The 26,016-nt window shown below is 58.9% G+C and carries 24 protein-coding genes and 1 pseudogene; 18 read left to right on the top strand and 7 right to left on the bottom strand.

Going from position 1 to position 26,016, the window contains the following annotated elements; translation table 11 throughout:
- The 10 genes from R6W86_RS14250 to R6W86_RS14295 all read left to right on the top strand — a co-directional run.
- Positions 1 to 903: AMP-binding protein (locus tag R6W86_RS14250; RefSeq protein ID WP_410330024.1), on the top strand; the 903-nt coding region annotated here is incomplete at its 5' end.
- A gap of 287 nt (positions 904 to 1,190) precedes the next feature.
- Positions 1,191 to 1,697, top strand: coding sequence for a PRC-barrel domain-containing protein (locus R6W86_RS14255; RefSeq protein ID WP_410330025.1), 507 nt, complete (start codon positions 1,191 to 1,193; stop codon positions 1,695 to 1,697).
- A 326-nt stretch (positions 1,698 to 2,023) separates the two neighbouring features.
- On the top strand, positions 2,024 to 2,770 hold the full coding sequence (locus R6W86_RS14260) for a matrixin family metalloprotease (RefSeq protein WP_410330026.1): 747 nt from the start codon (positions 2,024 to 2,026) through the stop codon (positions 2,768 to 2,770).
- A gap of 340 nt (positions 2,771 to 3,110) precedes the next feature.
- Positions 3,111 to 4,214 carry an AI-2E family transporter gene (locus R6W86_RS14265; protein WP_410330027.1) on the top strand — a complete coding sequence of 368 codons (1,104 nt, stop codon included), beginning with the start codon at positions 3,111 to 3,113 and terminating at the stop codon, positions 4,212 to 4,214.
- A gap of 160 nt (positions 4,215 to 4,374) precedes the next feature.
- On the top strand, positions 4,375 to 4,566 hold the full coding sequence (locus R6W86_RS14270) for a DUF2959 family protein (RefSeq protein WP_410330028.1): 192 nt from the start codon (positions 4,375 to 4,377) through the stop codon (positions 4,564 to 4,566).
- Between the two features lie 186 nt (positions 4,567 to 4,752).
- Positions 4,753 to 5,037 carry a hypothetical protein gene (locus tag R6W86_RS14275; RefSeq protein WP_410330029.1) on the top strand — a complete coding sequence of 95 codons (285 nt, stop codon included), beginning with the start codon at positions 4,753 to 4,755 and terminating at the stop codon, positions 5,035 to 5,037.
- A gap of 214 nt (positions 5,038 to 5,251) precedes the next feature.
- On the top strand, positions 5,252 to 5,812 hold the full coding sequence (locus R6W86_RS14280; protein WP_410330047.1) for a LemA family protein: 561 nt from the start codon (positions 5,252 to 5,254) through the stop codon (positions 5,810 to 5,812).
- Positions 5,812 to 6,573, top strand: a complete 762-nt coding sequence (locus tag R6W86_RS14285; protein ID WP_410330030.1) for a TPM domain-containing protein — start codon at positions 5,812 to 5,814, stop codon at positions 6,571 to 6,573. Before R6W86_RS14280 ends, R6W86_RS14285 begins: the two co-directional genes overlap by 1 nt.
- A 60-nt stretch (positions 6,574 to 6,633) precedes the next feature.
- Positions 6,634 to 7,251, top strand: coding sequence for a TPM domain-containing protein (locus R6W86_RS14290; protein WP_410330031.1), 618 nt, complete (start codon positions 6,634 to 6,636; stop codon positions 7,249 to 7,251).
- Positions 7,252 to 7,271: 20 nt separating this feature from the next.
- Positions 7,272 to 9,257, top strand: a complete 1,986-nt coding sequence (locus R6W86_RS14295; protein WP_410330032.1) for a hypothetical protein — start codon at positions 7,272 to 7,274, stop codon at positions 9,255 to 9,257.
- An 18-nt stretch (positions 9,258 to 9,275) separates the two neighbouring features.
- Here the strand turns inward: R6W86_RS14295 and R6W86_RS14300 are convergent, their stop codons facing one another.
- From R6W86_RS14300 to R6W86_RS14310, 3 genes are read right to left on the bottom strand one after another with little or no spacing between them, the layout of a single operon-like run.
- Positions 9,276 to 10,547 (bottom strand): MFS transporter, encoded by a 1,272-nt coding sequence (locus R6W86_RS14300; RefSeq protein ID WP_410330033.1) that lies wholly within the window; start codon positions 10,545 to 10,547, stop codon positions 9,276 to 9,278.
- A 57-nt stretch (positions 10,548 to 10,604) separates the two neighbouring features.
- Positions 10,605 to 10,961 (bottom strand): hypothetical protein, encoded by a 357-nt coding sequence (locus tag R6W86_RS14305; RefSeq protein WP_410330034.1) that lies wholly within the window; start codon positions 10,959 to 10,961, stop codon positions 10,605 to 10,607.
- 42 nt (positions 10,962 to 11,003) lie between these two features.
- Positions 11,004 to 11,336 carry a hypothetical protein gene (locus R6W86_RS14310; protein WP_410330035.1) on the bottom strand — a complete coding sequence of 111 codons (333 nt, stop codon included), beginning with the start codon at positions 11,334 to 11,336 and terminating at the stop codon, positions 11,004 to 11,006.
- A gap of 67 nt (positions 11,337 to 11,403) precedes the next feature.
- Here R6W86_RS14310 and R6W86_RS14315 point away from each other — a divergent pair, with 67 nt between their 5' ends.
- Positions 11,404 to 12,015 carry a TauD/TfdA dioxygenase family protein gene (locus R6W86_RS14315; protein WP_410330036.1) on the top strand — a complete coding sequence of 204 codons (612 nt, stop codon included), beginning with the start codon at positions 11,404 to 11,406 and terminating at the stop codon, positions 12,013 to 12,015.
- 310 nt (positions 12,016 to 12,325) lie between these two features.
- Here R6W86_RS14315 and R6W86_RS14320 read toward each other — a convergent pair whose 3' ends face one another.
- Both R6W86_RS14320 and R6W86_RS14325 read right to left on the bottom strand, forming a co-directional pair.
- Positions 12,326 to 13,090 carry a hypothetical protein gene (locus tag R6W86_RS14320; protein WP_410330037.1) on the bottom strand — a complete coding sequence of 255 codons (765 nt, stop codon included), beginning with the start codon at positions 13,088 to 13,090 and terminating at the stop codon, positions 12,326 to 12,328.
- A gap of 251 nt (positions 13,091 to 13,341) precedes the next feature.
- Positions 13,342 to 13,857, bottom strand: a complete 516-nt coding sequence (locus R6W86_RS14325) for an adenylate kinase (RefSeq protein ID WP_410330038.1) — start codon at positions 13,855 to 13,857, stop codon at positions 13,342 to 13,344.
- Positions 13,858 to 14,285: 428 nt separating this feature from the next.
- Here R6W86_RS14325 and R6W86_RS14330 point away from each other — a divergent pair, with 428 nt between their 5' ends.
- Positions 14,286 to 14,822, top strand: coding sequence for a type II toxin-antitoxin system ParD family antitoxin (locus R6W86_RS14330; RefSeq protein ID WP_410330039.1), 537 nt, complete (start codon positions 14,286 to 14,288; stop codon positions 14,820 to 14,822).
- Positions 14,822 to 15,118, top strand: coding sequence for a type II toxin-antitoxin system RelE/ParE family toxin (locus tag R6W86_RS14335; RefSeq protein ID WP_410330040.1), 297 nt, complete (start codon positions 14,822 to 14,824; stop codon positions 15,116 to 15,118). The genes R6W86_RS14330 and R6W86_RS14335 overlap by 1 nt, the downstream gene beginning before the upstream one ends.
- A gap of 81 nt (positions 15,119 to 15,199) precedes the next feature.
- Here the strand turns inward: R6W86_RS14335 and R6W86_RS14340 are convergent, their stop codons facing one another.
- On the bottom strand, positions 15,200 to 15,589 hold the full coding sequence (locus tag R6W86_RS14340; protein ID WP_410330041.1) for an MAPEG family protein: 390 nt from the start codon (positions 15,587 to 15,589) through the stop codon (positions 15,200 to 15,202).
- Positions 15,590 to 15,689: 100 nt separating this feature from the next.
- Positions 15,690 to 16,070: a hypothetical protein gene (locus R6W86_RS14345; protein ID WP_410330042.1), complete on the bottom strand. Its 381-nt coding sequence runs from the start codon at positions 16,068 to 16,070 to the stop codon at positions 15,690 to 15,692.
- A 117-nt stretch (positions 16,071 to 16,187) separates the two neighbouring features.
- Here R6W86_RS14345 and R6W86_RS14350 point away from each other — a divergent pair.
- The 5 genes and pseudogenes from R6W86_RS14350 to pbpC form a co-directional block, all read left to right on the top strand.
- Positions 16,188 to 17,054 (top strand): annotated as a pseudogene (locus R6W86_RS14350) (IS630 family transposase); the annotation flags it as partial.
- Positions 17,055 to 17,155: 101 nt separating this feature from the next.
- Complete coding sequence (locus R6W86_RS14355; protein WP_410330043.1) at positions 17,156 to 17,551, top strand: antitoxin Xre-like helix-turn-helix domain-containing protein; 396 nt, start codon at positions 17,156 to 17,158, stop codon at positions 17,549 to 17,551.
- Positions 17,545 to 18,243, top strand: coding sequence for an RES family NAD+ phosphorylase (locus tag R6W86_RS14360; RefSeq protein ID WP_410330044.1), 699 nt, complete (start codon positions 17,545 to 17,547; stop codon positions 18,241 to 18,243). The genes R6W86_RS14355 and R6W86_RS14360 overlap by 7 nt, the downstream gene beginning before the upstream one ends.
- A 135-nt stretch (positions 18,244 to 18,378) precedes the next feature.
- Positions 18,379 to 23,322: an alpha-2-macroglobulin family protein gene (locus R6W86_RS14365; protein ID WP_410330045.1), complete on the top strand. Its 4,944-nt coding sequence runs from the start codon at positions 18,379 to 18,381 to the stop codon at positions 23,320 to 23,322.
- 43 nt (positions 23,323 to 23,365) lie between these two features.
- On the top strand, positions 23,366 to 25,735 hold the full coding sequence (gene pbpC / locus R6W86_RS14370) for a penicillin-binding protein 1C (protein ID WP_410330046.1): 2,370 nt from the start codon (positions 23,366 to 23,368) through the stop codon (positions 25,733 to 25,735).
- Positions 25,736 to 26,016: the final 281 nt, after the last annotated feature.

The raw sequence follows: 26,016 nt of genomic DNA on the forward strand, positions 1-26,016 counted from the left end.
AACCTGGGCTGTATCACCCACGGCTCCACCATGATCTATCCGGGTGAAGGCTTCGAGCCCAAGTCCGTCCTGCAGGCCGTGCACCAGGAAAAGGCCACCGCCCTGTATGGCGTGCCCACCATGTTTATCGCCGAGCTAGCCGAACCGGAGTTCGAGACCTACGACCTCTCCACCCTGCGCACCGGCATCATGGCCGGCTCCATCTGCCCGGCGGAGGTGATGAAGAAGGTCAACGGCAAGATGAACATGAAGGAGGTCCAGATTGCCTACGGCATGACCGAGACGAGTCCGGTTTCCACCCAGACCAGCTCCCTCGACCCGTTCGAGAAGCAGGTCACCACCGTGGGCCGCACCCAGCCGCACCTGGAGACCAAGATCGTCGATCCGGGCACCGGCAACGTGGTTCCCCGTGGCGAGATCGGTGAGCTGTGCACCCGTGGCTACAGCGTCATGCTGAAGTACTGGAACAACGAAGAAAAAACCCGCGAAGCCATCGACGACGCCGGCTGGATGCACACCGGCGACCTGGCCACCATGGACGAGGACGGCTACATCCAGATCGTCGGCCGCATCAAGGACATGGTGATCCGCGGCGGGGAAAACATCTACCCGAAGGAGATCGAGGAGTTCCTCTACACCCATCCGTCCATCGAGGAAGTCCAGGTCACCGGCATCCCCGACGAGAAATACGGCGAGGAGCTGATCGCCTGGGTCAAGCTGCGCCCGGATGCGGACCCTGTAGACGCAGACGACCTGCAGGCCTTCTGCAAGGGCAAGATCGCCCACTTCAAGATCCCGAAGAACTACAAGTTCGTGGACGAATTCCCCATGACCGTCACCGGGAAGATCCAGAAGTTCAAGATGCGGGAGATTTCGATTGAGGAGATGGGGCTGAAGAAATAACAGCAGTCCCTGCTTCGGTTGAAACAACAAACCCCGGCTTTTGCCGGGGTTTGTTGTTTGTAGGCTCACCGTTCAGGCAGAAGGCAGGTCCCCAAACACCCATCTTAGTGCGTCAGCGAACGGACAGGGCGACTCAGTCAACGTAGGTTATAGCCTCATCCCGAGTTTCCCACTTTAGTTGACTCGGTCTCCTTCCTGAAAATGATTCCGGGGAAGAAAAGCTGTGATGAGGCGGTTAAACAGGACGTTTTGTCCGACTGTACACACCCGATTCAAAGGAGAATCACATGAAAAATTTACATTCGCTGGCCTTTTACGCATTGGTTACACCGGCCATCGCACTGGGTTCGGGTGTTCTGCTTGCCGAAGAGCATGTCGACAAGGAGGGCGTTGAGAAGCAGCAAAGCACCCAGTCTGAAAAAGACACCATGAAGTCCACCAGCACGACCATGCAAAGTGACCAGAAAACGGGCAACCAGTCTGGCATGCAAAAGCAGGCCTACATGGACAACGCCCCGTCTGATGGCATTCGGGCGAGCGACCTGATCGGTGCCAAAGTCACAACCAGCAATGACGAGGAAGTCGGCGCTGTGAGTGAACTGCTCATCGACAAGGACGGTCAGGTGGTGGCGGTTGTAGTCGGTGTCGGTGGTTTCCTCGGCCTGGGCGAGAAAGACGTAGCCATTGGCTGGGACGAAGTCACCAAATCCGGCAAATCCGGTGATATGGAACTGCGGATTGACGTGACCCGCGACGAACTGATCTCCGCGCCCGGCTTTGAAAAGCAGGAGTGATCCTCCAGTACGCGGCGTTCAGGAAATAAGTGACGTGAATCGATGACAGGGGCGCAAGCCCCTGTCATTTTTTGTATCGGGCCGTTATGGCGTTGCCAAACGACACCAAATGTAACGACTCCCCAATCGACATCCCCTTCCTTTGCCAGTAATGTGCTCGGATGACTCGAGTCCTGTAATCGCAGGATTGCCCCCTATAGTTTGGGCATAAGCGAAAAGTCCGTCTGTGCGGTAGCGCACCTGCTCGTTGTCCTGTTCCGGCGTTTCCCAGTACTCCCACTGTCTGAACTCCGGTGTTTTTCGCTAATCCCTGTTCGGAGACTCAGGTGCGAACAGCTACAGGTCCACACTTTTCAATACGAATGCTGATCCTGGCCGCCTTGCTGCCCCTGTCATTCCCCGTGCCTGCCGAAGACGGCGAAGCCGGCTACCGGTTGCTTGAGCTGGATGGTTACAAGGTCAAGTGGGGTAGCCAGAGCTTCGGGGTTGGGGCGCGCGTCAGCTACGCCTTTGCTGACCGGAAGCTAAGGTTCGATGATGCACGCAACTGCGGTGACCTGGCGCCAATGAAAGCACTGTCAGGGCAGGCGCTTTCCCACGAGACACTGGTGCGTGAGACCGCCGCAGCCTTTAGGGTCTGGGAGCGCGCTGCCAATCTTTCGTTTTATCAGGTCAGCAATGTCCAGGACGCGGACATCATTCTCGGGGCCCAGGGCCAGCCACGCATGCGGGCATTTGCCAATGTGACCTACGCGCCCGAGGAAAAGGACGGAGTTCGCACCATCAAACAGGCACTGGTGTGCCTGAACCCCGACCATAAATGGAAGGTCGGGTTTGACGGCAACACGGATGTCTATGACCTCCGCTATACGCTGATCCATGAGATCGGCCATGCCCTCGGCCTGGACCATCCCGGCCCCTCCGGCCAGTTGATGGGGTTCCGCTATACCGAGGATTTCCCCGAACTGCAGCCCGGTGACCTTCGGGGGATCCGCCGGCTCTACGGACATGCCGTCAATAATGATCAACTGGCCAATGGTCCCACGCCGGCGCTCGCCAATCCATCGCTCTGAGACGGAAAACTCCCGGTCGCCCTGATCTGTGCCGAACCGCTCGACTGTCTGTGCGTGCACAGTGCACAGAGGGGTATTGCCCAAGAAATAATTTCCCTTAAGTTCGACAACGCACCGACCGACCCCGGCACGACCTTTAAGCTGGGACTGTCCGCGCATCCGTACGAGATGCCCGGAGAGACACGGGCTGTGCGCTGGCTCGTGTCGGGCTGTTGCTGTTCGTCAAATCCGCAAGAAACTGAGACAGGACCTTCGAATGCCCCAGAAAACGCAGGAACCCCGGGCGCAAGGGGCAAGAGTTGCCGGTCAAAATGGACCGGCCGTGTCCCAGGGAACGCGGATGTTCAACGCAGTCGAACTTCGCCTGTTTCGCTACACGGCGGTTCTGTTCTCACTGGTTGCACTGGCGGCGCTGGTCGGAATCATTATTTGGGCCTTCGGCTGGTTGCTGGAGACCTTCTACACCCTGCTGCTGTCGCTGGCAGTTGCCGGTATCCTGGCGCTGGTGCTTCACCCGGTGGTGGAGTTCATGGTGCGACGGCTTCGGCTGCCGCGCTTGCTGGCGATCCTTCTTGTGCTGCTGGCCTTCTTCGTCGGTATCGGCACCTTGATGTTCGTGCTCGTGCCCATTCTGGTACGCCAGGCCGTGCAGTTGATGACGGTTCTGCCAGACCTGCTGGCGAGCTGGCAGACACATTTCTCGGTTCACTTCCCGGCGCTCAGCTCCATGGTTTTCAGCGGTACCGAAAACAGTGGTGGGGAGGAGTCCCAGCAAATGATGCCGGGCCTGGAAGACACTGGTAATACCATCATGTCTTACCTGGGCGTGCTGGCGGGGCTGAGCTTCGTGCCCCTGTTCCTGTTCTTTACCCTGCTTTCCGGGAGCCTGCTACGGAACCAGGCTTCCGAACTGCTCTCCGTTTTCCAGAGGTCCACCCAGCGCAAGACACTGTATTTTCTGGATGTGTTCGTAGAGTACGTCACCGCATTCTTCCAGGGTCAACTCATCATAGCGGTGTCCATGGGCACCCTGTATGCCATCAGCTTTACCCTGATCGGCCTGAAGTTCGGCGTGCTTGTGGGGCTTGTGCTGGGGCTGCTGAATATCGTGCCTTTCCTCGGCAGCCTCATCGGCCTGCTGGTGGTGCTGCCCATGGCCTATCTGCAGCCGGAGGGTGGCATTGAGCTCCTGATCCTGGCCGTGCTCGTGTTCGGAGCCGTTCAACTGATTGAAAGCTGGCTGCTGACCCCGAAAATCATGGCCAACCGATCGGGCCTGCATCCCGCGCTGGTAGTGATTTCACTGTTCTTCTGGGGCACAGCCTTGGGTGGCATCATCGGCATGATCCTGGCGGTTCCCCTGACGGCGTTCTTCATGGCCACCTGGAGCGAGATCAGGAACAGCCTTAAACAAACTCTGAGTCTCCCCGATGCCGGGCCGTGAAAGAATCAACCACGCTTTCAGAGCGTAGTGGACACACCAGACACCGAGCTCAATCTTTACGAGAGCGCCTCTCTCCGACGCACCAACAAGCAGCAGCTTGAGGAGACTCAAGCCCGGTACAACCTAGTTAATCCGCCGTATGCACGAAGCCGAAGATTGTATGGATCCGGTTTTGCAGGCGTTTCAGGATCAGGTGCTGTACCTCAAGCACAACCTGAATGCCCAGGCGATCGGTTCACTGGAGAATGAGCTGGTGAGTATCCGCCAGGATGTTGACAGGCTGATTCGCAATATGGAGCAATCGATTGAGGAGTCGGAGGCTTTTATCCGTCATTTTCGGGATGGCGGGTAATGGCTGCTAATGTCATAGTCGACCGTTAGAAAAACGGCCTCGCTGTGCACGAGGCCAAGCAAATAAAGGCTCTGCGGGTCCATAGTCCTACTGCCAAATAGCTGCCGTTACCAGTCCCAGCTCACCGAAAACCGTTGGAAATTATCTCCCGAAAGATCTAGTTTTACAGACAGGGAGGGACGTGCCATGCGTCAGGAAAATGTCCAGGAATCGGACGACAGCTTGCCAGAACACAGCGAAGGCATCCGGGTAGGCCGGGAGCTGCTGGCCGCCGGACTGATTCCCTGGTGGCCTCTCCGGCTGGTGTTCTCGGTATTGGGCGCCCTGCTGATGGTGCGCGGGTTCAGCCTGGTCTTCTTTGTCATCCTGCTGCCCATAACCCTTGCCTCGGCAATGGGGTGCTACCTGTTTTTTGCCCAGCACAGCTCCCGGCGAGATTGCCGACTGCTTCCGGTATGCACTGTGGCATGAAGAGAAACAGCGTATGGTGTCTTATCGGGAGGCCGGCGGTTGAGTCTCGACCTTGAAAACAGTGGCTTCGCCCCCATTTTTACAAGAGCTTAGCTGCCTTCACCCGTGAGCCGGGCGACCGCCCTTCTTCATACAACCACATCAGGGAAAGTTTATGATGGGAACCCTTCAAACACCGTTTCAACAACGGAATTACTGGCGGCTGACCTCGCTGATGGCGTTGGTTCTTTTTCTCAGTGGCTGCGGGATCAATAACATCCCCACCTACGACGAGAGAGTCACCGCAACCTGGGCCCAGGTGGAGAACCAGTACCAGCGCCGGGCCGACCTGATTCCCAATCTTGTCGAAACCGTCAAGGGCTTTGCGGCGCAGGAACAAGAGACCCTGACCGCAGTGATTGAAGCGCGCTCGAAAGCGACATCAATCCAGGTAGACGAAAGCATTCTCAACAATCCCCAGAAACTCAAGCAGTTCCAGCAGGCCCAGGGCGAGCTCAGCAGTGCCCTGAGCCGTCTGATGGCGGTCTCTGAACGCTACCCGGATCTGAAGTCGAACCAGAACTTTCTGACCCTTCAGGCTCAGCTTGAGGGCACAGAAAACCGTATTGCCGTCGCGCGGCGGGACTTCATCCAGGCGGTGGAGCGGTACAACACCGAACTGCGCACCTTCCCGGGAAAGATCTGGCACAGTCTCCTGTATAGCGATCTGGAGCCTCGCGCCAACTTCGAAGCCACCACAGAAAACGCGGATGAAGCACCCGCGGTGGAATTCTGATGATTATTCAGCTCCACAAACATCTGCTGCTGGCATTACTGGTGTTGCTGCCGGCCACCGTCTGGGCCCAGTCCACACCGGAATTTCCCGAGCTGACTGGCCGGGTGGTGGACCGGGCGGAGATGCTGTCTCCTGAGGTGGAAGCGCGCCTGAGCCAGATGCTCCAGGCCCATGAGCAGGCCAGCACCGAACAGGTTGTGGTGGTTACCGTGCCGAACCTGCAGGGTTATCCGATTGAGGACTACGGCTATCAGTTGGGCAGGCACTGGGGAATTGGCCAGAAGGGCGAGGATAACGGCGCCCTGCTCATCGTGGCGCGGGAGGAGCGGAAAGTGCGCATCGAAGTGGGCTATGGCCTGGAAGGCCGGCTCACTGATGCCGACTCCTCGGTCATCATCAATCGCATTATTACGCCTGCCTTCCGTCAGGGGGATTTTCAGTCAGGTATCGTTAACGGTGCCGCGGCCATGATTCAGGTGCTCGGCGGCGAGCCCATGGCAGCTCCCCAGGGCCAACAACCGGTTGCACTGAAGGATAAACCCAAAGCCGGCATGGTCGCGCTGTTCTTCATCATCATGATGGCAGTGGTGTTCTTTATCGGCAGTCGCGGTGGCCGTGGCGGCCGCGGTGGCGCAGCCCTGTTGGGCGCGGCGTTGCTGGGTGGCGCCATGGGCGGCCGTGGTGGCGGTGGCTTTGGTGGTGGCGGTTTTGGCGGCGGTGGCGGCGGCTTCGGCGGTGGCGGTGCCTCCGGTGGCTGGTAGCTCCAAACGGGTCTCCCCGCACGCTGAATCCCCTCACCTGACAATGAGAATTATCGAATCATGACACTACTAAACAAAAGCGATCAGGAAGCCGTTACCGCCGCCATCAATGAGGTGGAACGGGAAACCGATGCCGAACTGGTCACCGTGCTGACGGCCCAATCGGATAACTACAACTACATTCCACTGGTCTGGGCCGGCATTCTGGCACTACTTGTACCAGGCATTTGCAATTATTTCGGCAGCTGGTTCGGCGCCGACATGCTGATGCTGGTGCAATGGGGCACGTTCGTGCTGCTCAGCCTGCTGTTCCGGACACCGGGCATAAACACCCGCCTGATTCCCCGGCAGGTGCGCTACTGGCGGGCGTCCAACCTGGCGCGGCGGCAATTCCTTGAGCAGAACCTGCACCACACGGAAGGCAGCACCGGCATGCTGATCTTCGTCTCGGAAGCGGAACGTTATGTAGAGATTCTGGTGGATCAAGGCATTGCCGATGTGCTGGACAACTCGGTATGGGAAAGTATCGTTGCGGACTTCACCGCAAAAGTGCGGGAGGGGCAGACCCGGCAAGGGTTTCTTGACTGCATTGCCGCCTGTGGCAAGCTGCTCAAAGAACGCGTGCCCGCCACCCACGAGCGCAATGAACTACCCAATCATCTCGTGATTCTGCCCTGACGGCAAAGGGAGTCAACGCTATGGAGCGCCAAGACCCAGATCCTGCGCTCAAGCCGGCATTGATGCAGTTTGATAGGGCGCTGGCAGAGTTCGCCCGCGCTCGCCGCTCTGATCCAAAAGCGTCCAGCCTGGCGCTTCTGGAGCGCGCACGGATGCTGATGACTCTGCCGGGCGGCTTCGACGCCCTGTACCGGCGGGTTCGCTCGCTGGAATCCGCCGGCATTTTCGGCACCAGCGACTGGGCCCAACCGGCCATCCTGCAACCAGCGCTGGCCAAGCACTCCCTGCGAGAGGCCGGTGCCGTCACTACCATTGTGGAGGCGATCAGCGAGCTGCGCATGCTGGCCGTCACCCGTGGCGATTACTTTCACCCCGGCATTTCCGCGGAACAGGCACGGCATTTTCTGACCCAGGTGATGGCCCTGAATCTGGACCTGCTGTCTGGCCAGCTCGCCGAGGCAGACAGGGAACGCCCGAAGCAGCTTGGGCTGATTATTCAGGAACTCTACCGGTATCTGATTTCCCACCTGGGTTATGAAAGCCTGCTCGATAGCCTGGTGGCGGAAGTGTGGCGGTTGCTGGACCAGGGCCCCGTGCAGGTCGACAGTATCTGCGAGATGATCGGCCAGATCGCCAAATGCCTTTATGACCCGAAGATAAAAACCACCGGCACCGCCGCTGCCAGCCGCCTGGTGAGCGCCCTGTTTGCACCCACGCCGTGCAGCGCTGAAGACCCGGGACTGGAGATCTATGAACAGCGCCTCAGGGCGATGGATGACCTGACCCTTGCTTCCGAAGCCGATCACTTTGCCCAAAGCATGCACGACACCGGCCTGGCCTCTCCGTACCACGCGGTTATGCTCCGGTTCCTGCGCGAACGTAATCAGGACGAGCTGATCCCCAACGCACTGGGGCTGACCATGACCGGCCTGGACGACCTCTACTGTTACACCGAACTGGTTCATACCCTGATCGACGAAGCCATCTACCCCGAGACCTGCCAGGCGGTCTACGGCCTGACCATGATGCTGGAGCGCGGGTCGCTGTTCACGCCCTCTGTGGCCCAGGCGCTGTGGCGGCAAATCAAGCTGCGTCCCTCGCCTGAAACCGAACAAACGCTTTGGGAAGCCTTTGGCGACGCCCGGCCACCCCGGGTGTTTCTGCTGGCCGGCGTTCTCAACCTGTTGGGGCAGCCACTCGGCGCTGGCCAGGGCAACAACCCCACCTGCCAGTCGGCCATCGGTCTTTCAATGTGGGCCTCCAACGAGGCCGATTATCTGCTCCAGGTTTTGACCTGGGCAGCCCGGGACAACGAAGTGCTGAGCCGGTTCGAAGGCCAGGAAGTCTCTTCCAGGGATCTGGAGCCGGGTCTGGTGACGGGAACACCGATGGATGTGGACCCGGTATCGCTGATCCTCATCCCCCACCTGGACCGCATTTACGGCGAGATGTGGCGCCGGTGTGAGAACCGGGATGACGACGCCCACCGCTGGATCAACCCAGAATTCTATGGTTGGTGGGTCAGCCACGGGTTCTGCGTGGTGGCCGATGTCAGAACCGGTGAGATACGGGACTACGAAGGCTTCATCCGGCACTTCTACGCCAGCTACCACCCGTTCTACAACGGCAACATGCCCGTTATCCATGCGCAACCAGCGGGCATCGCTGTCACCGACAGCGCCGCCCGGTTTGTCGGCCGCCACGCCATCACCATACTGAGAGTTGCCCTGAACCCCCGGAACGAGATGCGGGTGTATTTTTTCAACCCCAACAACGACAGTGGCCAGGACTGGGGCCAGGGTATTACCTGCTCAACCCGGGACAACGGCGAATTCCGGGGCGAAGCCTCCCTGCCGATTGCCGAGTTCACCTCCCGCCTTTACGCCTTCCATTACGATCCGCTTGAGCTCGGCGACCTGTCGGCCATTCCCGATGAGGAAGTTGCTCGGGTGATGGATCTGGGCTACACCAGCTGGGCGGCGCCCACCGAGGGGTCACCGCATTAACGAGCGCCGCCAGGTGCTCTAGTAGCTCTCAGTCTTGCCGGTGACCGGCGTCAGCGGTTCGCCTTCCTCATTCTGCAGCTGATAGTTGTAGGCTGCCTGCAGACCGGTATCCTCTTCGGTCTCCTCCTCCGGCTCATATTCCAGATACCGCGGGTAAAGCGGCGAGAGCATGGCCACGACAATGCCGATTGTGCCGAACATGGCAAACGCATCGGGGTAACCGACCTCGCTTACCAGCACACCGACCACGGGCGAACCTGCGGCCTGACCCAGGGACACCGCGATGAATGGCAGCACCGGCCCCATGGACAGCCGCCCCGGCAACAGGCGAATACCGGTCATCAGATACAGCCCCGTCAGACTCATGTAGGCCAGACCGAAGACCAGTGCGGAAAACGCTGAAATCAGCAGGTTGTCCGGACTGGCAGCCAGCAACGCCAGGCTCGCCGCCAGCATCATCAGCATCAGTGCCTGGGTGATCGGTGGGTTGTTGCGATCGGCCAGATCGGCCACCACCGCGCCGCCCAGACCGGCGACGCCCACCGCCAGCCATAGCCAGCCGGTGGTATCGGAAGGCATCTCGCCCAGGTTAACCACCAGATCCGGCGCGAAGATCCAGTAGGCGGCGGACACAAAGCCCATCATGAAGGCAAACAGTGACAGCCTTAACAGGCGCCACCACTGATCCGCACTCACCGGAGGCGGTGGCGCGGCATTGGACGGCGTGACGCGGGATACCGAAGGAATGAAAAACCAGGTGGCAAGCACCCCGAGGAGCGCCAGAATAGCAAAAGACGCATAAGCATAGCGCCAGGCGCCGGCCAGAAACAGAATCGTCGGCACCGCGACCACTACGCCAATACTGGTGCCCGCATTCATCACCGAGCTGACCCGCCCGTGCAGGGAACGTTTCACCAGGGCCTGCATTGCCGCTGTGAGCGCCGGCATCATCAGGCCCGTGCAGATGCCACAGGCAAACACTCCCACCCCAAGGGATAGCGCGCCAGAAGCCTGGCTGATCAGCGCCAGACCAACAACACCAAAAACACCCGACGCCATGGCCGTGTTGCGGGCACCAAGCCGATCCGCAGAAAGCGGTGCAATCATGGTGGCAAGCACAAAGCTGATCAGCGGTAACGCACCGATCACACCAATCACATCCGGCGCCAACTCCAGATCGGCCCGGATCGGAGGCACGAACAGGCCAAACGCAAAGCGTGCGAGTCCGTAGCTAATGGCGATCAATGCGGCGCCAAGGAGTGCAAATGATGTGCTCGAAGGGAACTTCATATCGCTGTGCTCCTTGCGCTGTGCATCTCCGTCAGCCTAGACAGCAAACCGACCTTTTTAAAGCACCCGTTGCGCAAAGCGCCGGATATCCACCCGGCCCGCCAGGGCCAGAACCGCCACCGGTGGAAAAGTCAGGCCAATGGACGCGATCTGGCTCACCAGCGGCAGAAAATCCCGGCCAGGGGGACGGGTTGCGAAGATACCGCCCGCAACCGCGGCGACAGTGCCGACAAAGGCGGAAATAACCACCAGCAGGAGGTGGTTCTGGAGCAAAAACAGGAAGCTCTCCCGCTCATAAATCACGTTCTGTTTGTCCGGCTGGACCCACTCGAACAATGGCTCCAGAGCCGGCATACCCTCACTCAAACCACACAGCAGCGCGGTCGGCAGAACAGGTGGCAGCCAGAACCGCATCACGCGCCTTCCCGGATAATATGTTCACGGGTGATTTTCCTGTCAGGCCGTTGCCGGTATCGGCTTTAAACTGTTCGCAAGCATCGTGAGCAGCGCATCCAGGCCGCCATCGGTGCCGTAGGTCATGGCCCCGTTCACATCGCTGTTGTTCAGCGCCGCCGCGCGGAGAGTGGCCGCCGTGTTACCGCCCGAGAGAATCAGCAACTGGTCGGATTCCAGCTCAAAGCCATAGGCCTCCTGGAACGCCGGCAAGGTACTGGGGAACTCCACAAACTCGGCACCGGCCGCAAACTTGAACTCACCGGCCTTGATCGCATTGCGGACAATGCTGGTGCCCCCAAGCTGAAGCCTGTTTTCCACCGGATCAGCAGCCAATACCAATCCTGACATCACGAACGCTATCAATGCCGCTGTACGGCGTAAAAAGGATCTGGAAGCGGAAATGGCGAGTCGCGGATTCATCGTGTTCAAACACCAGGCGGGCCTCTCCCCCAAAGAACTGATTGATTGCTGCAAATGGTGGGGTGGCCGGGAGATTCACTCCACCCACGGCATTCACCCGGCCACACCGGGCCGTAACAGGCATATCTTCCGGTGTTCCAACGATAGCCGCCAGGGCATTCTCGGTGTCGGCCCCCAATGGCACAACGATGGCAGTTTCGAGGCCGCCACCTTTTCCCACAGTGCCTATTACATGGCCCGGGCGCCGGAAAACGGCGACGGAACCCACTTCGCGCACCAGGGCGCCGCGTTTGATACCCTGCCCAAAGATAAGCAGGAATACTGGCAACGCCTGGTTTCGATTAACTCTGCGTCCAGCGTGACCCACCCCGCGGTTCATACCCACCCGATTTCAGGCCGCAAAAGCGTTTGGCTGCAGCTGGGCATGATCAGCGCACTGCTCGAACGGCTGCCAGACAAAGACCTGACACTGGAGAAATTGAAGAGTCTGCCCGCGTCTGCCGATAGCTTCCGGTTGCTGGACGAAACCGCCATGAAAGAGCTGTTCAACGATTACAACGACCTGCTCAACGACTCCTTCAAAGATCGCTAGTGTCCCGTCTGGTTAATTCGCTACGAATACGATACCGGCGACCTGTTGTTTATCGACAACCGGGCGGTGGCCCACCGCGGAGCCTGGCGCCCCCTTTCGGATTGCCCCAATACATCAACGTGGCCGGGCCCCACCCGTTCAATAAAGATGGCGTGTGGCAGGCCGATGGTGTGGGATTCAGCTGGAAAGACGACATACGCATGCAGAACTGAGCCACAGGTTTTGTCTGCCGATTCCTGCTACTATAGAGGCTGGCTCACGAGGATCATGCTATGACAGAAGTGCCTCAAAAACAGTCCGGAACCAGCGGCTATTCCTGGAAACTGTCTGCGATTGCATCCGTGGCGTCACTGATCGGCGCCGTCGTTACCCTGGGTGAGGTATCACCCATCATTACCGGATTGATTCTGCTGGCCGCCGTTGGCTGGGGGTTTACCGCCAGAGACAACAAACGGGCCGAAGAGCAGGAACGCGAGACCGGATAATCCCCCGTTTTCAACGGGAGACTATCACCGGCCTTCAATGCAACCATCAGTTTGTCTGCAACCTCAACCAGAGTACTGCCAGTAACGTCGGCCGGAAGAAAGACATCGCCAGGCTGGTATTCAAGGCGCGCACACCAGCCCGCCAGTGCGCCGGCCTTTTTCGCGCCATGGCAATCCCAGGCATGCACCGCAACCAGTGCCAGGCGATCAATCGGCGTATTCAGGCGTTTTGCGGCGTAGCGGTAGATATCCGGATGAGGCTTCCAGACACCCGCCTCCGAAATTTTCTTCAGCGCCGGCGCGGCATCGTCGAAGGTGGGCAGCGTCGAGAACCCCTCAACCACATACTCAATATCACGTTCACTGAGCTTGTATTTCGTTTCCGTGCGGAGGGATTCCCGTGCCAGAGGTTCGAAGGGTGCCGGATCGCCGGCGAGGGTCAGTGCCATGGCATCGCGCTGAAAGCGCAGGAACCAGGGCTGCAGGACGGTCGCTGGCTGGCCCACCTCTTCCAGCCGCGCCGCCAGCGGATCCAGATTAATCAATGTCTCAAGGACATCGAATAAAACTACGTTCGGTCGGTCAGCCATAACCAGCCTCCCTATGCCGTGTAGGTTCACAGGAAGTGTAATTCAGGTTATGGCTGCATGCTGACCCGGTACATCATTCGGCAGTTTTTGGATGAGCCAGCCCGTAGTCGATCGCCGCGCATACCGCGGCAGCCTGCGCGGCATTGCATTGCTCGGGGGTTACACGAGGGCTATCGGGATAAACCTCGGTGGTGGTCAATGTCGTACTGCTGTGAGAAGTCGATCTCTGCGCAGCTTTCTGTTGTGCGTGCTTAGCCGACGTTTAGACGTACAAAATTTCTAAGCTCAGAAACCGATCTAACGACATACAGCGCTTTATCAGTCGATTGCGTTTCGAGCCTGCGCGTAAAGTCATCGTTCCAAAACTTGGGGCATAGCCGCAACACTTTATAGCTCTCTAATGTACCTTTCAGCACTGAGCTACCATCAGGCCAGCCCTCGGGTTTTACTACCAGCCCTTTCAGCAGTCGCTTAGTGACGAACCAATAGCTCGTCACGTATGGCAAATCAATGTAAACCAACGTGTCAGCGGCCTCTAGACGTTGATTAAACGACGCTAAAGGGCCGAACCCATCGATTATCCAACTCTCAGACGACAGGATTCTTTCATGGGCCTCGTCAAATAACCTGCGGTCCACCAGTTCCCCATTCTTCTTGTAAACCATCGAGTCTAACTGGTGTAGTGGGATACCTGTCGCTGACGCCAGCGCTTTACTCAACGTGGATTTTCCGCTTCCCGGCTTACCAAAAACCGCTACTCTTCTCATGCTGCCTCCTCAAAAAAATTCCCAAGAGGCAGAAACAAAAAACCCACCTCTCCGGGTGGGTTTGAAAAATACAATAACATCAAACGCACCACCCCTATGGGACGGTGATAATTCGTGCTGTCTGATGCTGAAGATTAGAATTCATGACGTGATATTTATCGATCAGGAATCGATTGTCAATTGGTACTCGCACGAAAGCATTCCATTGAGAGGTGCGAGATCAGCGCGCCACGCAGTAGGTCAGCGAATTAACCAGACGGGGCACTAGGCCACCGGGCATAACCAACCAGGATATTGGGTTTGTCTGAAGTATGACGTCTGGAATCGTGAATTTAGATAATAACTGCAGCACTTTGGCGTAACCAGGTAGAGGAGGGAGGGCCGTCGCCGGTACCCTCACGGGCTTTACCGACCAAAGTGAAGCAGTGATGAAGTACCGACAACTGACCCAAGCACAACGATACCAGATATCGGCCCTGCGTGTGGCCGGCAAAAGCCAACGACAGATCGCAACACTGCTTGGCTGCCATAGCAGCACGATCAGCCGGGAGCTGCGGCGGAACAGCGTTCACGGCTATGAACCGGAGAGAGCGCAACATCAGGCGACCATCCGGCGTCAAACCGCCTTCAAGCGCCACAAACAATCACGCGCTTGTCGCGTGGATTGCATTGTTATGCCACCCGGACCAAAATATACCAATTATTGGTACTTGAGAGGTGGCGCCATGCAAAAAAATACCAGCATCACTCTAGGCCAACATTTTGATGCTTTCATCGCAGAACAGCTCAAAAATGGCCGATACAGCTCAACCAGCGAAGTCGTTCGTGCAGGGTTGCGCCTGCTTGAAGAGTCCGAAACCCGCCTGGCTACGCTTCGCAGACTGCTTAAGGAAGGCGAAGACAGTGGTTTTGAAGACTACTCCTATGAATCGTTTATTCGCGAACTGGACAATGAAGAGCGCTGATGTCGAATTTCAAGCTTTCCAGGAAGGCCAAAGCTGACCTCAAATCTATTGCACTGCACACGGAGCGTGAGTGGGGCCGGGATCAGCGAAACCAATACATCTTTCAGTTCGACCAGTGCTTCCACCTGTTGGCTGAAAATCCCAACCTGGGGCAATCCTGCGATGAGATTAGCCCCGGCTACCGAAAGTACCCTGAGGGAAGCCACATTATCTTTTATCGGCTAGCCAACGACGGTGTTGTTGAAATTATCCGCATCCTGCACAAACGTATGTTGCCGGAATGGCATCTGCTTTAGGGCATAACGACAGCCATAACCGGCAGTTTAAAGCGTGGCGACGAAGGAGCGACGTTTTAAACTGCCCGAGTTGATGCCTTGTTAGGCCAAAACCCCATACATGAGCAGTCCACCAGCGCCCAAGACCTCAAAAAAGTATGTTGCTCCTGCACCAAACCTGCGAGCGTTGAAATTGGAGCCAAGCATACCGGCAGCATGCAGCACTCTGGATGCGGTAAAACCAATAATCACTGTGATCAACAAAGCTGACGGTGTTTGACCAAACTCCAAAGCCAATACGATAAGGCCGGCAACCACTGCGTGCTCTACGCCATTACCATGAGCCCGGATAGCTTTTTTCATGGTGACACTCCCACCGTCTCCATTGGGAATTTTTTCTGTCATCCTAAGGCGAGAGATATTCAACGCCAGGAGAATGAGAAGAGAAGTGTTCATAAAAACAAAGAGATTAAACCAAAAATGCTGTGTCATGAATTCATACTCTTTATAGGCCTAACGCCGCCATAAACGGCGCGAGCTTGCGAGCGTCCGGCACCCGTAGGGAGCGAATTTAATGGCCTTGCTAGAGGACTCATATCCAGTCATGCGCTATTGCCATTGAGCCAACAAACCAGACAAGGAATGCTGACAATAAAGTAAATCCATGAATTAAATGCACCCACTTTTTGCCAGCAAATGCTTTGAGAGAAATCAGCATAGAACTTAAGCCAGCGATAAGTAAGGCATACATTGGCACGTAATATTTAAGCGGCGGACCAAACTCGGTTAGTTCGCAGACCCACACAGCGTAGCCAAAAGCCAGCAGAATGGCGATGCCATGCACGGACTTAAAAAAGGAGCGCGACCAATACCAATAGATGCCGCTGACAAGAAGCAAGCAAGGCAGCACAACCCAAATTTGCCTGATTGTTGTTAATTGATAATCGCTCAATGCTTGGTGCCCTCTAGACATTATGACTCCCCACTAGTGTTCCGTCCGGGTAATTCCTTAGCGTAAATATGCTATAATTCAGGTCGTTTTTCACCGGCTTGGAGATCCTGTTGTGGCGCGGAAACCAGCACCCTTTGTCTGAGTGGCCTGCAAGATGCTCCAAGGCCCGGACAGCCCAGGAAGCTGGACCGGAAAAAGGTCAAGTCGATTCTTGATGACACGGTCAAAAAGCTGCCCAAGGAATCTACCCACTGGAGCGTCCGGTTAATGGGCGAATATGCCGGTGTCAGTCGCTGGCAAGTGCATCAGATCTGGAAAGCCGCTGACCTGAAACCGCACCGGCTGAAAACCTTCAAAATAAGCAATGATCCGGACTTTTCTGAGAAGGTTTTCGATGTCGTTGGCCTGTACCTGAATCCGCCGGATAACGCGCTGGTGCTGTCGGTTGACGAAAAAACGCAGATCCAGGCACTGGATCGCACTCAACCAAAGCTGCAACTGAAACCCGGCCAGATCGAGCGCCGTACCCACGATTATAAGAGGCACGGGACGACCAGCTTATACGCGGCCCTGAATATCCTGAACGGCGAAGTGATTGGGCGCATTACACAACGCCACCGCGCCAAAGAGTTTCTCGATTTTCTGCGACAAATTGATCGAGAAACACCGAAAGAACAGGACCTTCATCTGATTCTGGACAACAGCTCGACTCACAAAACACCAGAAGTGAAAGCCTGGCTGGAAAAACATCCCCGGTTCAAGCTTCACTTCACACCAACCAGCGCCTCTTGGCTGAATGCCGTGGAGGGCTGGTTTGGTCAACTGGAACGCCGTGCTTTGTACCGTGGCATTTTTACCAGTGTCGGCGAACTGAAGAAGGCGATTCGTCGCTTTATCCAAACTCATAATGAGAAACTGGCAAAGCCGTTTCGCTGGCACAAGAGTGCAGAATCGATTATGACTTCAGTGGCGCGAGCAAAGCTGAGTCTCATCAATAATAAATAAACGGACTACCCAGACGGGACACTAGGAGCAGTCTCAGAGTAGACCTCTCGTCAATAATGGTCTATTATGAGACCTAGAGAACGAATCTGGGAGGATTCAACATGGAACGGCCGGGATTTTCCAAAGCAACAGCCGCCCGGGCTGGGGTCGCCCTGAAGGCCGCTTTCAACATCCTGGACAAGTGGGGCTGCTCCACCGAGCAACAGCGCGCCATTGTCCAGTTGCCGAAGTCCTCGTATTACAAGCTGCGAAATGACCCGACGGCCGCGAAACTCAATGCTGACCAGGTCGAGAGAATCAGCTATTTGCTCAATATTCACGCATCCTTGAGGCTCATTTTCGAGAATCCGAAGAACCTCTACGGCTACATGAGCATGAAGAACGAGGCCCCGCCCTTCAATGGGATGGCTCCGCTCGATGTGATCGCTAAAGGCCGGTTTGGCCCGCTGTACGAGACTTTCAAGCATGTGGATTCGCTGCGGGGTGGCCAATGGTAGCGGCGGCTGATCGCCTGCCTCTGGGGACCACGGGCAGCACCAAGGCCTATCGGCTGGTGAACTCCAAATATCCGCCGGTCGAGCTGTTTGACGATGTGGCCGATACCGCCGAGTTCGAGGCGCTCTACGAGATTCAGGCGCTCACCAACCCGAGGCTGCTGACCCTCACCGGTGACCTCAACCTGGTCCCGCAGGAGGAGATTCCATTTGGTATTCCGGGCTGTTCCTACGCCATCGCGCCTTTCACGCACGTGAACCCGGACGGAAGCCGCTTCAGTGACGGTTCGTTCGGTGTGCTTTACCTGGCTGACAGGATGGCGACCGCCCTGGCGGAGGTTCGCTACCACCAGGAGCGGTACTGGCGTGGCGTGGAGGGGCTGCAGTACGAGCGCTTTGTCCTCCGCGGCCTGGCCTGCACGTTCGACTGCCAGGTCCGGGACGCAACAGTGCTCGATCCCTCGGATCCGATTTACAACCCTGAGGACTACGGCCCGGCCAGAAAGCTCGGTCGGGCGCTTCGCCGGCAAAAATCACCGGGCATTCGCTTCTTCTCCGTCAGAAATCCCGGCGCAATCTGCTGGGGATTGTTTTCCCCTCGCCCCGTACAAAAAATCGTTCAGTCGACCCACTACGAGATGATCTGGAGTGACGGCGGGATCAATGCGGTTAACCGGGTGCATCCCGTGAGCTGAACACAAGATTACGGCTATAGTCCCGCCGCTTTTCACATTGCAGCTTGCCATGAGTGTCTACTCTTCAGGTGGTGCGTATAATCGTGAAATGATGCCCTGGGGCGCATCCGCGTAATTCCAGCCTGGAGAAAAATAATGCGAATATGGAGTCTGCTGTACCTGTTCACCCTTCTAACCATTACAGCCTGTTCCAACGACGACAGTAGTCGCAGCGGACTCGGGGGCGAAACCTCAGACCAATCTCCCGTAAAACCGGTGACCCGGCTGGATGCGGATGCGGAACAACGGCTCAAGGAAGAATTCGCCACCACGCCCTTCAAGATTCTGCATATGTCGGAATCAATCTACGACCAGGGCCCCGCGCTGGCGGTGACATTCTCGGTACCTCTGGACCCCAAATCGGACTGGCAGGCCTACGTTCACGCAAGCCGGCAGGATGGCAATGCGGTATCGGGGGACTGGATTCTGGGGGAGCGCCTCAACACGGTGTATTTCCCCTTCATGGAAGCGGACACGGTCTACACGGTGGAGGTGTCCAGCGGTTTGGCGGCCATCACCGGGCGCCTGCTGGATGAAGGCAGTAAGCGCACCATCCGCACCGATCGTCGGCAGCGCAGTGTCAACTTCGTCGGCCACGGGACACAGCTTTCGCCGGCACTCTCGGATGGCCTTTCCGTGGAAGCGGTCAACGTGGATTCGGTGGACGTGGATTTTCTTCGGGTGCGGCAGGACAGGATGGGCGATTTCCTGGAGCGCAACATCAACGGCAGCTATTACGAGCTGCGAGACATTCAGACCTTGGCGGACCTGACCTACAGTGCCCGTTTCGATCTGAATCACGGCAAGGACAAGCTTTTGCGCTCAGTGCTTCCGGTTGCCGATGTGCCGGCCCTGCAGGAGCCCGGCCTCTATTTTGCCGTGATGAAGCCCAGCGGCGATTATCCCACCCAATATCAAGTGACCTGGTTTTCCATTGGTGACATCGGCTTCCAGGTGCGCAGGTTGAATCGACAACTGCTCGCCTTCGTCCACCACTCGGAATCCGCACGACCCGCGGCGGGAACCACCATTCAACTGTACGACAGGGCGGCCAAACTGCTGCACGAGGCCACCACCGACGACCAGGGTTTCGCCAACTTTGCCGCCCTCACCAAGGAACCTACCTTTGCCGTGGCCCGCAAAGGGCAGCACTATTCCGTGCTCAAGCTCAATGCACCGGCCATGGATCTTTCCGAGTACCGCCTGCCCTCACGGCCCCAGGAAGCCCTGGAGCTTTTCCTCTATTCGGCGCGGGATCTGTATCGGCCGGGAGAAACCGTCACAATCAACGGCCTGCTCCGGGACCACGACGCCAAGTTGAGCAACGGTTCCCCCATCGGGGTGCGTGTAAAAACACCGGACAACCGCGTGTATCACAGCTTCACCTGGCACGGAGACGAGCAGGCCTGGTACAGCCACGAACTCCAGTTGCCCGAGCAGACCGTGAACGGCGAATGGCGCTTTGAAGCCACGCTTGGCAACGGCCGCACATTCATCTACCTCTTCAATGTGGAAGACTTTCTGCCGGAGCGCATGAAGTTGAGCCTCTCGGCAGAAGGCGGACGCCACCTGCCCCGCGATCGCCCCATCGAAATCCAGGTGCAGGGGGATTACCTCTATGGCGCGCCCGCGGCCGGCAATCGCGTGGAGACCCGCGTGCAGTCCCGACAGGCGCGCACCCTGTTCAAGGACAATTGGCAGGACTTCATTTTCGGTGCCGAGGATTACAAGGATTTCGATCTGGACCTGAAACTGCCCGGCGCCACCTTGGATGAACAGGGCCAGTTGCCCTTGCGGCTGCCGGAGCAATGGAGCAAGACGGAGCAACCGCTACAGGTGGAAACCGAGGTGAGCCTGTTCGAGTCCGGCGGCCGCCCGGTGACACGCCGTATTCAGCACATTCTCTGGCCCCGGGACACACTGGTGGGTTTGCGTCCCACCTGGGACGGCGAGCGGGCCACACCCAACGGCCGCGTCGAGCTGGAAATGATTCATGTGGACCGGGAAGGCGAGCTCCGGGCGGCGGAACATCTGGACGTGCTGGTCGTGCGGGAAGATCGGCAGCGCTACTGGAACTGGCGGGACGGTTGGCAACGAGGCAGCAGCCAGCAGGAGGTTCCGGTGTACAACGTGGTGACGGCGCTGGACACGGAGGAACGGGGCCGGATCAGTGTGCCGGTGGAGTACGGCACCTACCGCGTCGAGGTGCGGGACCGGCAGCAAAATCTGCTGACCAGCTATCGCTTTTTCGCCGGTTGGCGCTGGGACAACCCGGAAACCGGCACTACCGGTCGACCGGACCAGGTGACCTTGAGCTGGTCCCGGGATGCCTTTGCCCCCGGCACCAGCGCTCGGCTGACCGTCGACGCTCCCTACGAAGGGCGGGCTCTGGTCACCGTGGAATCGGACCGCCTGTTGTGGCGCGGCCAGCAGGAGGTAAGCGCCGGTGAAAATCACATCGATATTCCCGTGGACGCAAACTGGAACCGACACGACGTCTACGCCACCGTGAACGTGATCCGGGCCGGCGCCGCCAAACGCAAGCAGGTGCCCAAGCGGGCTTTTGGTCTGATCCATCTGCCGCTGGCGCGGGACGACCGCGAACTAGCGGTGACCGTCAACGCTCCGGAGAAGGTGGAGCCGGAAACCACGCTCACCGTGTCCCTGAATGTGGACGAGGCGAACGGGGAACCGGTGCATCTCACCCTGGCCGCGGTGGACAGTGGGGTCCTGAGTCTGTCGCGCTTCGAAACGCCCCAGCCTCACCGCTGGTTCTTTGCGCCCCGCGCCTACCAGCACGGCATCTACGACACCTGGGCGAACTTCATTGAACAGCTCAGCGATCGTCACGCCCGGCAGCGCTTTGGGGGCGACGCGGATCAGGATCTGGCCCGCGGCGGGGAGGCCCCGCAAAGTCATGTGCAGATTGTGTCCCTGTTTTCCGGCAAGGTGGCCGTGGACAAGAACGGACAGGCCCAGGTGGACCTGGAACTGCCCTACTTCAATGGCGAACTGCGCTTGATGGCCCTGGCCTGGTCGGACAACCGCTTCGGCCATCAGGAGGCCAAGGTCAAAGTCGCCGCGCCCCTCACGGCGGAGGTGAGCACACCTCGTTTCATGGCCCGGGGCGACAAGGCCTTCGCCACCTTTGATGTGCAGAACCTGACCGAAGAGAATCAATCGTTAATTCTGGAGGCCGATGCGGGGCAGGCTTTGGGGGCAAAGCGTCTCAGCGAGCGGGTGGAACTGGCGCCGCAACAACGCCATACCTTTAAGCTGCCACTGCTCGCCGAGCGCGGCGACGGTTCGGAAAGCATTGCCCTCTCTATTAAACAACAGGAGACCATTCAACAGCAGGACGCCGCCTCGGGCAGCAATGCTGACCGCCTCGATCTCGAACGAGAGTGGCGCGTGGGCCTGCGACCCCCCTACCCGGCCCAGCTTACCCGCATCGACGAGGTGCTCAGCCCCGGGGAAACCTTCAATCTGCCGGCGGAACTGGGCGCGGATTACGAGGCAAACACCCGGCAACTGTTCGCCACGGTTTCTCCGCGGCCGCCCCTCAATCTCGGCGAGCATCTGGAGCATCTGTTTCACTACCCCTACGGCTGTCTTGAGCAGACCACCAGCCGCGCCTGGCCGCTGCTTCTCAGCCGGGACGAGGATCTGCAACGCTACGATTCCACACGGGACAAGGAACTCAGCAGCCGGCGCAGTGAAGTCATTAACGAGGCTATCGGCCGCATCGCCGGCATGCAGCGCGGCGACGGCAGCTTCGGCCTGTGGAACAGCAACGGGCCGGAAAGCCACTGGCTCACGGTCTACGCCACGGAGTTTCTCCTGGTCGCCAAGGAGCGTGGCTACAACGTGGACGACGAGATGCTGAAAAAAGCCCTGGGCCGGCTGAACCAGTACCTCACTACTCGGGGCAAACTGTGGTCGGAGAACCAGCATTACTCCAGTTGGCCGGATCACTACCACTTTTCCTACCGGGCCTATGCCGCCATGGTGCTGGCATCGCGGCAGCAGGTGGCCCTGGGCAGCCTGCGCACGCTGTTCGACCAGCATGCGGCTGCCGCCCGAACCCGCCTGCCCCTGGCACAGATCGCCCTGGCACTGGAACAGGCCGGCGATGTGCGCCGCGCCGCAAAGGCCTGGCAGCAGGCTCTGGAGGATCGGGAACGGCCGGACGGCTACGCCGGCGATTACGGCACCGAGGTCCGGGATCTGGCCAAGACCCTTACCCTGGCGCTGCAAAGCCGCCTGGTGAAGAACCCGCTGGAGCGAATCATGGATCTGCGCAACGCCCTTATCGGTCAGCGCTGGCTGTCCACTCAGGAGCGCTGGGCCCTCTATGAACTGGGCCTGCAACTGGATAATCAAACGCAGGGGCCCTGGGACCTGGAAGTGGCGGTAGCGGATGAGCAGCAGTCCCTCACCCGGACCCGCGACTTTTCCCGTTCCTGGCGCGGCGCGGACATACCCGCAATACTCGGTCTCAGCAACCCCGGCGACCGGGCCCTGTACCTGAGCGTCAAACACTCCGGCTATCCTCTGTCGACGCCGGAACCGGTGGCGGAAGGCATCGCCGTACACCGGACCTACTACGACGACAAGGGTGAGCCGGTGGATCTGAGTGAGGTGACCACCGGGGACTTCCTGCTGGTGCGTGTGGACCTTTCCGTTCCGGGCAAGCAGCCGATTCCCGACGCACTGGTGGTGGACATGCTGCCCGCGGGGCTGGAACTGGAAAATCAGAATCTGGCCACCGCCGTCAAGATGGATGATTTCTCCGTGGACGGTCGACCCGTGTCCCAGTGGCTGCAGAAATCCGATATTTTGCATCGCGAATACCGGGACGATCGCTACGTGGCGGCCGTCAATCTACAGCCTTATGGCACCACCACGCTGTTTTATCTGGCCCGCGCGGTCACTCCGGGCGAATACAAGGTGCCGCCCACCCTGGTCGAGGATATGTACCGGCCCTGGTTGCGGGCCGTGGGCGAGGCCGAGGATACCCTGGTGGTCCGTCCCAAGTAGTCGGAGCCTTATGCTCACGGCAACGCAATGCGGGAGTTGAAACATGGCGGGCGGTGAATCCAAACCTGCGATTTGGCGATGGCCATTCCGGTCCTGGCGTCGCCTCGCCGCCACTCTGCTGGCTATTGCGCTGTTGGCAGCCGGCAGTTTGCTGATCCTGGACGCGCTGTTTCCCCTGCCTCTCAAGGATGGAGAGGCCTCCTTCGCCCGGGTGGTGACGGACCGGCACGGCGTGCCCCTGCGGGCCTTCGCCGATGCCAATGGCGTGTGGCGCTACCCGGTTTCCCTGGACGAGGTTTCGCCCCATTACATCGAAGCACTGATTCACTACGAGGACCGCTGGTACTACCGGCACTTCGGGGTGAATCCCCTGTCGCTGATCCGGGCCGTGGCTCAGCGCCTGCGTCACGGCGAATGGATATCGGGCGGTTCCACACTCACCATGCAGGTGGCGCGGATTCTGGAACCCCACTCCCGCACCTTTCCGGGGAAGCTCCGGCAGATCCTGCGGGCCCTGCAACTGGAATGGCATCTGAACAAGGACGATATTCTCGAGTTGTACCTGAACTACGCGCCTTTCGGCGGACCGCTGGAGGGAGTGCAGGCGGCCAGCTTTACCTACTTCGGCAAATCCGCCGACCGGCTCAGCCGTGCCGAGTCCGCGCTGCTTGCGGTTTTGCCACAGGCGCCCTCTCTTTTCCGTCCCGACCGTCATCCGCAGCGGGCGCGGGCGGCGCGGGACAAGGTACTGCAGCGCCTGGCGGAATTCGGTGTGTGGACAGAGTCGGACATTGCCGAGGCGCGACAGGAAGCGGTATTGGCTCAGTACAACAGCCGCCCCCTGCTCGCTCCCCTGCTCGCCCGCCGATTGATAAGGGATTTCCCCCACAAACGGGTGCTGCACAGCACCGTCGACATGAACCTTCAACTGAGTATTGAGCAGGTCCTCGCCGACTACGTGCAGCCGTTTCCCGACAAAACCTCCGCCGCAGTGCTGGTCCTCGACAACCGGGACATGAGCGTGCTCGCCTACGGCGGCAGTGCCGATTTTGCCGACCACAGTCGCTTTGGCCACGTGGACATGATTCAGGCCACTCGTTCGCCCGGTTCCACCCTGAAACCCTTTCTGTATGGCATGGCCCTGGATGCGGGTTTGATTCACGAGCAATCCCTGCTGCTGGATGTGCCCAGCGCCTTTGGCGACTACCGGCCCGCCAACTTCGAGGAAGATTTTCACGGACCCGTCTCCGCCCGGGAAGCTTTGCAGCGCTCTTTGAATGTGCCCGCGGTGCAGGTGCTGGACGGTTTGAGCCCGGAAAAATTTTATGCCCGGCTGGCCTCCGCGGGGGTGAAACTGCGCCTGCCGCAATACGCGCAGCCCAACCTGTCGTTGATCCTGGGCGGCACCGGCACCGACCTGGAGACCCTCACCACAAGTTTCGCCGCCCTGGGCCGACAGGGATTGATCCGGCCCGCCCGGTATCTGATGGACCAGGGGCTCGAACTGGACCGCCGCTTGTTGTCTCCGGAAGCGGCCTGGATCATTGGCAACACCTTGAGCGAAGCACCCCTTCATCGTTACGACCGGGCGCGCTCCGTCGCCCGTCGCTCCAGTGGCATCGCCTTCAAAACGGGCACGAGCTATGGTTATCGCGATGCCTGGGTGCTCGCCACCAGCGAAGCCCTGAGCATCGGCGTGTGGGTGGGCCGGCCGGACGGTACCTCCCTGAGGGACAATTATGGCCGGCACACGGCGGTGCCCCTGCTGCGGCGAATCCTTCCCCTGTTTTCCAACCGGCAATTGACCATGCCGGCCAAACCGGCGGACGTTGGCCGCAACACCATTTGCTGGCCCCTGGGCACCCTCAAGAAATTGCAGGACCCACGTTGGTGTATGCAAGAAAAGCAGGCCTGGCTGATTCGCGACCAAGCGCCTGCCGGCGCCCTGCGGGATCCGCTCATGCCCTTCTGGAACGGCGGCCTTGTTCGCGCCGCGCTGGATGAAAACAACCGCCGCCTGCCCGGAGCTTGCGACGGCGCCGTGGAGCGGGAAGAACGCTATGCATTGTGGCCGGTCTCACTGGAGCCCTGGCTGCCGCAACCCTGGCGACGCACCCAACTGCTGCCTCCCGCCGCGCCCCACTGCGCCGACAAGTTAGAGTTGGAAACATTGACCATCGTCGGTATCGACGACAACAGCGAACTTCATCCGCCGCCAGGACAAGCGGCCTTGCCTCCCATCCTGGTCTCCGTTCGCGATGAGAAGGATCCCGTTCACTGGTTTTTGGACGAAAACTGGGTGGCGAAGGAAGTGAGCCTCACCCTGGCCGATCTTGAGCCGGGCACCCACCGACTCAGCGCCATGAACAACGCCGGCCAGACGGCCCGTGTGACATTTCGGGTTGGACAATAGTACCCCGTTTAAGGGGACGTAACTGAAGGGATTAGCTTTGTAGCTCCAGAAAGTAATCCAACCTATGGAGCGGCCCCTTCGCCTTCAACAAGACGACGGGGCCGCGTTCCGAGATCGCTGACGGTCCCTAGTGTCCCGTCTGGTTAATTCGCTGACCTACTGAGCCACTGAGAGCCTTGAGAGCAAGGCGCGATGGCGAAGGTTTGGTGGTTCCAAATCGAGTCAGCGCAACGCAGCTATCAAGGCTCTCAGTGGCTCCCGAAGGGCGCGGCGCTGGGGCC

The sequence above is a fragment of the Marinobacter sp. genome, assembly GCF_046484525.1.
Taxonomy (GTDB): Bacteria; Pseudomonadota; Gammaproteobacteria; order Pseudomonadales; family Oleiphilaceae; genus Marinobacter.

Coding starts and splice junctions, on each gene's coding strand:
- R6W86_RS14255 (WP_410330025.1), top strand. CDS start 1,191: ATGAAAAATTTACATTCGCTGGCCTTTTACGCATTGGTTACACCGGCC.
- R6W86_RS14265 (WP_410330027.1), top strand. CDS start 3,111: ATGTTCAACGCAGTCGAACTTCGCCTGTTTCGCTACACGGCGGTTCTG.
- R6W86_RS14270 (WP_410330028.1), top strand. CDS start 4,375: ATGGATCCGGTTTTGCAGGCGTTTCAGGATCAGGTGCTGTACCTCAAG.
- R6W86_RS14275 (WP_410330029.1), top strand. CDS start 4,753: ATGCGTCAGGAAAATGTCCAGGAATCGGACGACAGCTTGCCAGAACAC.
- R6W86_RS14280 (WP_410330047.1), top strand. CDS start 5,252: ATGGCGTTGGTTCTTTTTCTCAGTGGCTGCGGGATCAATAACATCCCC.
- R6W86_RS14285 (WP_410330030.1), top strand. CDS start 5,812: ATGATTATTCAGCTCCACAAACATCTGCTGCTGGCATTACTGGTGTTG.
- R6W86_RS14290 (WP_410330031.1), top strand. CDS start 6,634: ATGACACTACTAAACAAAAGCGATCAGGAAGCCGTTACCGCCGCCATC.
- R6W86_RS14295 (WP_410330032.1), top strand. CDS start 7,272: ATGGAGCGCCAAGACCCAGATCCTGCGCTCAAGCCGGCATTGATGCAG.
- R6W86_RS14300 (WP_410330033.1), bottom strand. CDS start 10,547: ATGAAGTTCCCTTCGAGCACATCATTTGCACTCCTTGGCGCCGCATTG.
- R6W86_RS14305 (WP_410330034.1), bottom strand. CDS start 10,961: ATGCGGTTCTGGCTGCCACCTGTTCTGCCGACCGCGCTGCTGTGTGGT.
- R6W86_RS14315 (WP_410330036.1), top strand. CDS start 11,404: ATGGCGAGTCGCGGATTCATCGTGTTCAAACACCAGGCGGGCCTCTCC.
- R6W86_RS14320 (WP_410330037.1), bottom strand. CDS start 13,090: ATGGCTGACCGACCGAACGTAGTTTTATTCGATGTCCTTGAGACATTG.
- R6W86_RS14325 (WP_410330038.1), bottom strand. CDS start 13,857: ATGAGAAGAGTAGCGGTTTTTGGTAAGCCGGGAAGCGGAAAATCCACG.
- R6W86_RS14330 (WP_410330039.1), top strand. CDS start 14,286: ATGAAGTACCGACAACTGACCCAAGCACAACGATACCAGATATCGGCC.
- R6W86_RS14335 (WP_410330040.1), top strand. CDS start 14,822: ATGTCGAATTTCAAGCTTTCCAGGAAGGCCAAAGCTGACCTCAAATCT.
- R6W86_RS14340 (WP_410330041.1), bottom strand. CDS start 15,589: ATGACACAGCATTTTTGGTTTAATCTCTTTGTTTTTATGAACACTTCT.
- R6W86_RS14345 (WP_410330042.1), bottom strand. CDS start 16,070: ATGTCTAGAGGGCACCAAGCATTGAGCGATTATCAATTAACAACAATC.
- R6W86_RS14355 (WP_410330043.1), top strand. CDS start 17,156: ATGGAACGGCCGGGATTTTCCAAAGCAACAGCCGCCCGGGCTGGGGTC.
- R6W86_RS14360 (WP_410330044.1), top strand. CDS start 17,545: ATGGTAGCGGCGGCTGATCGCCTGCCTCTGGGGACCACGGGCAGCACC.
- R6W86_RS14365 (WP_410330045.1), top strand. CDS start 18,379: ATGCGAATATGGAGTCTGCTGTACCTGTTCACCCTTCTAACCATTACA.
- pbpC (WP_410330046.1), top strand. CDS start 23,366: ATGGCGGGCGGTGAATCCAAACCTGCGATTTGGCGATGGCCATTCCGG.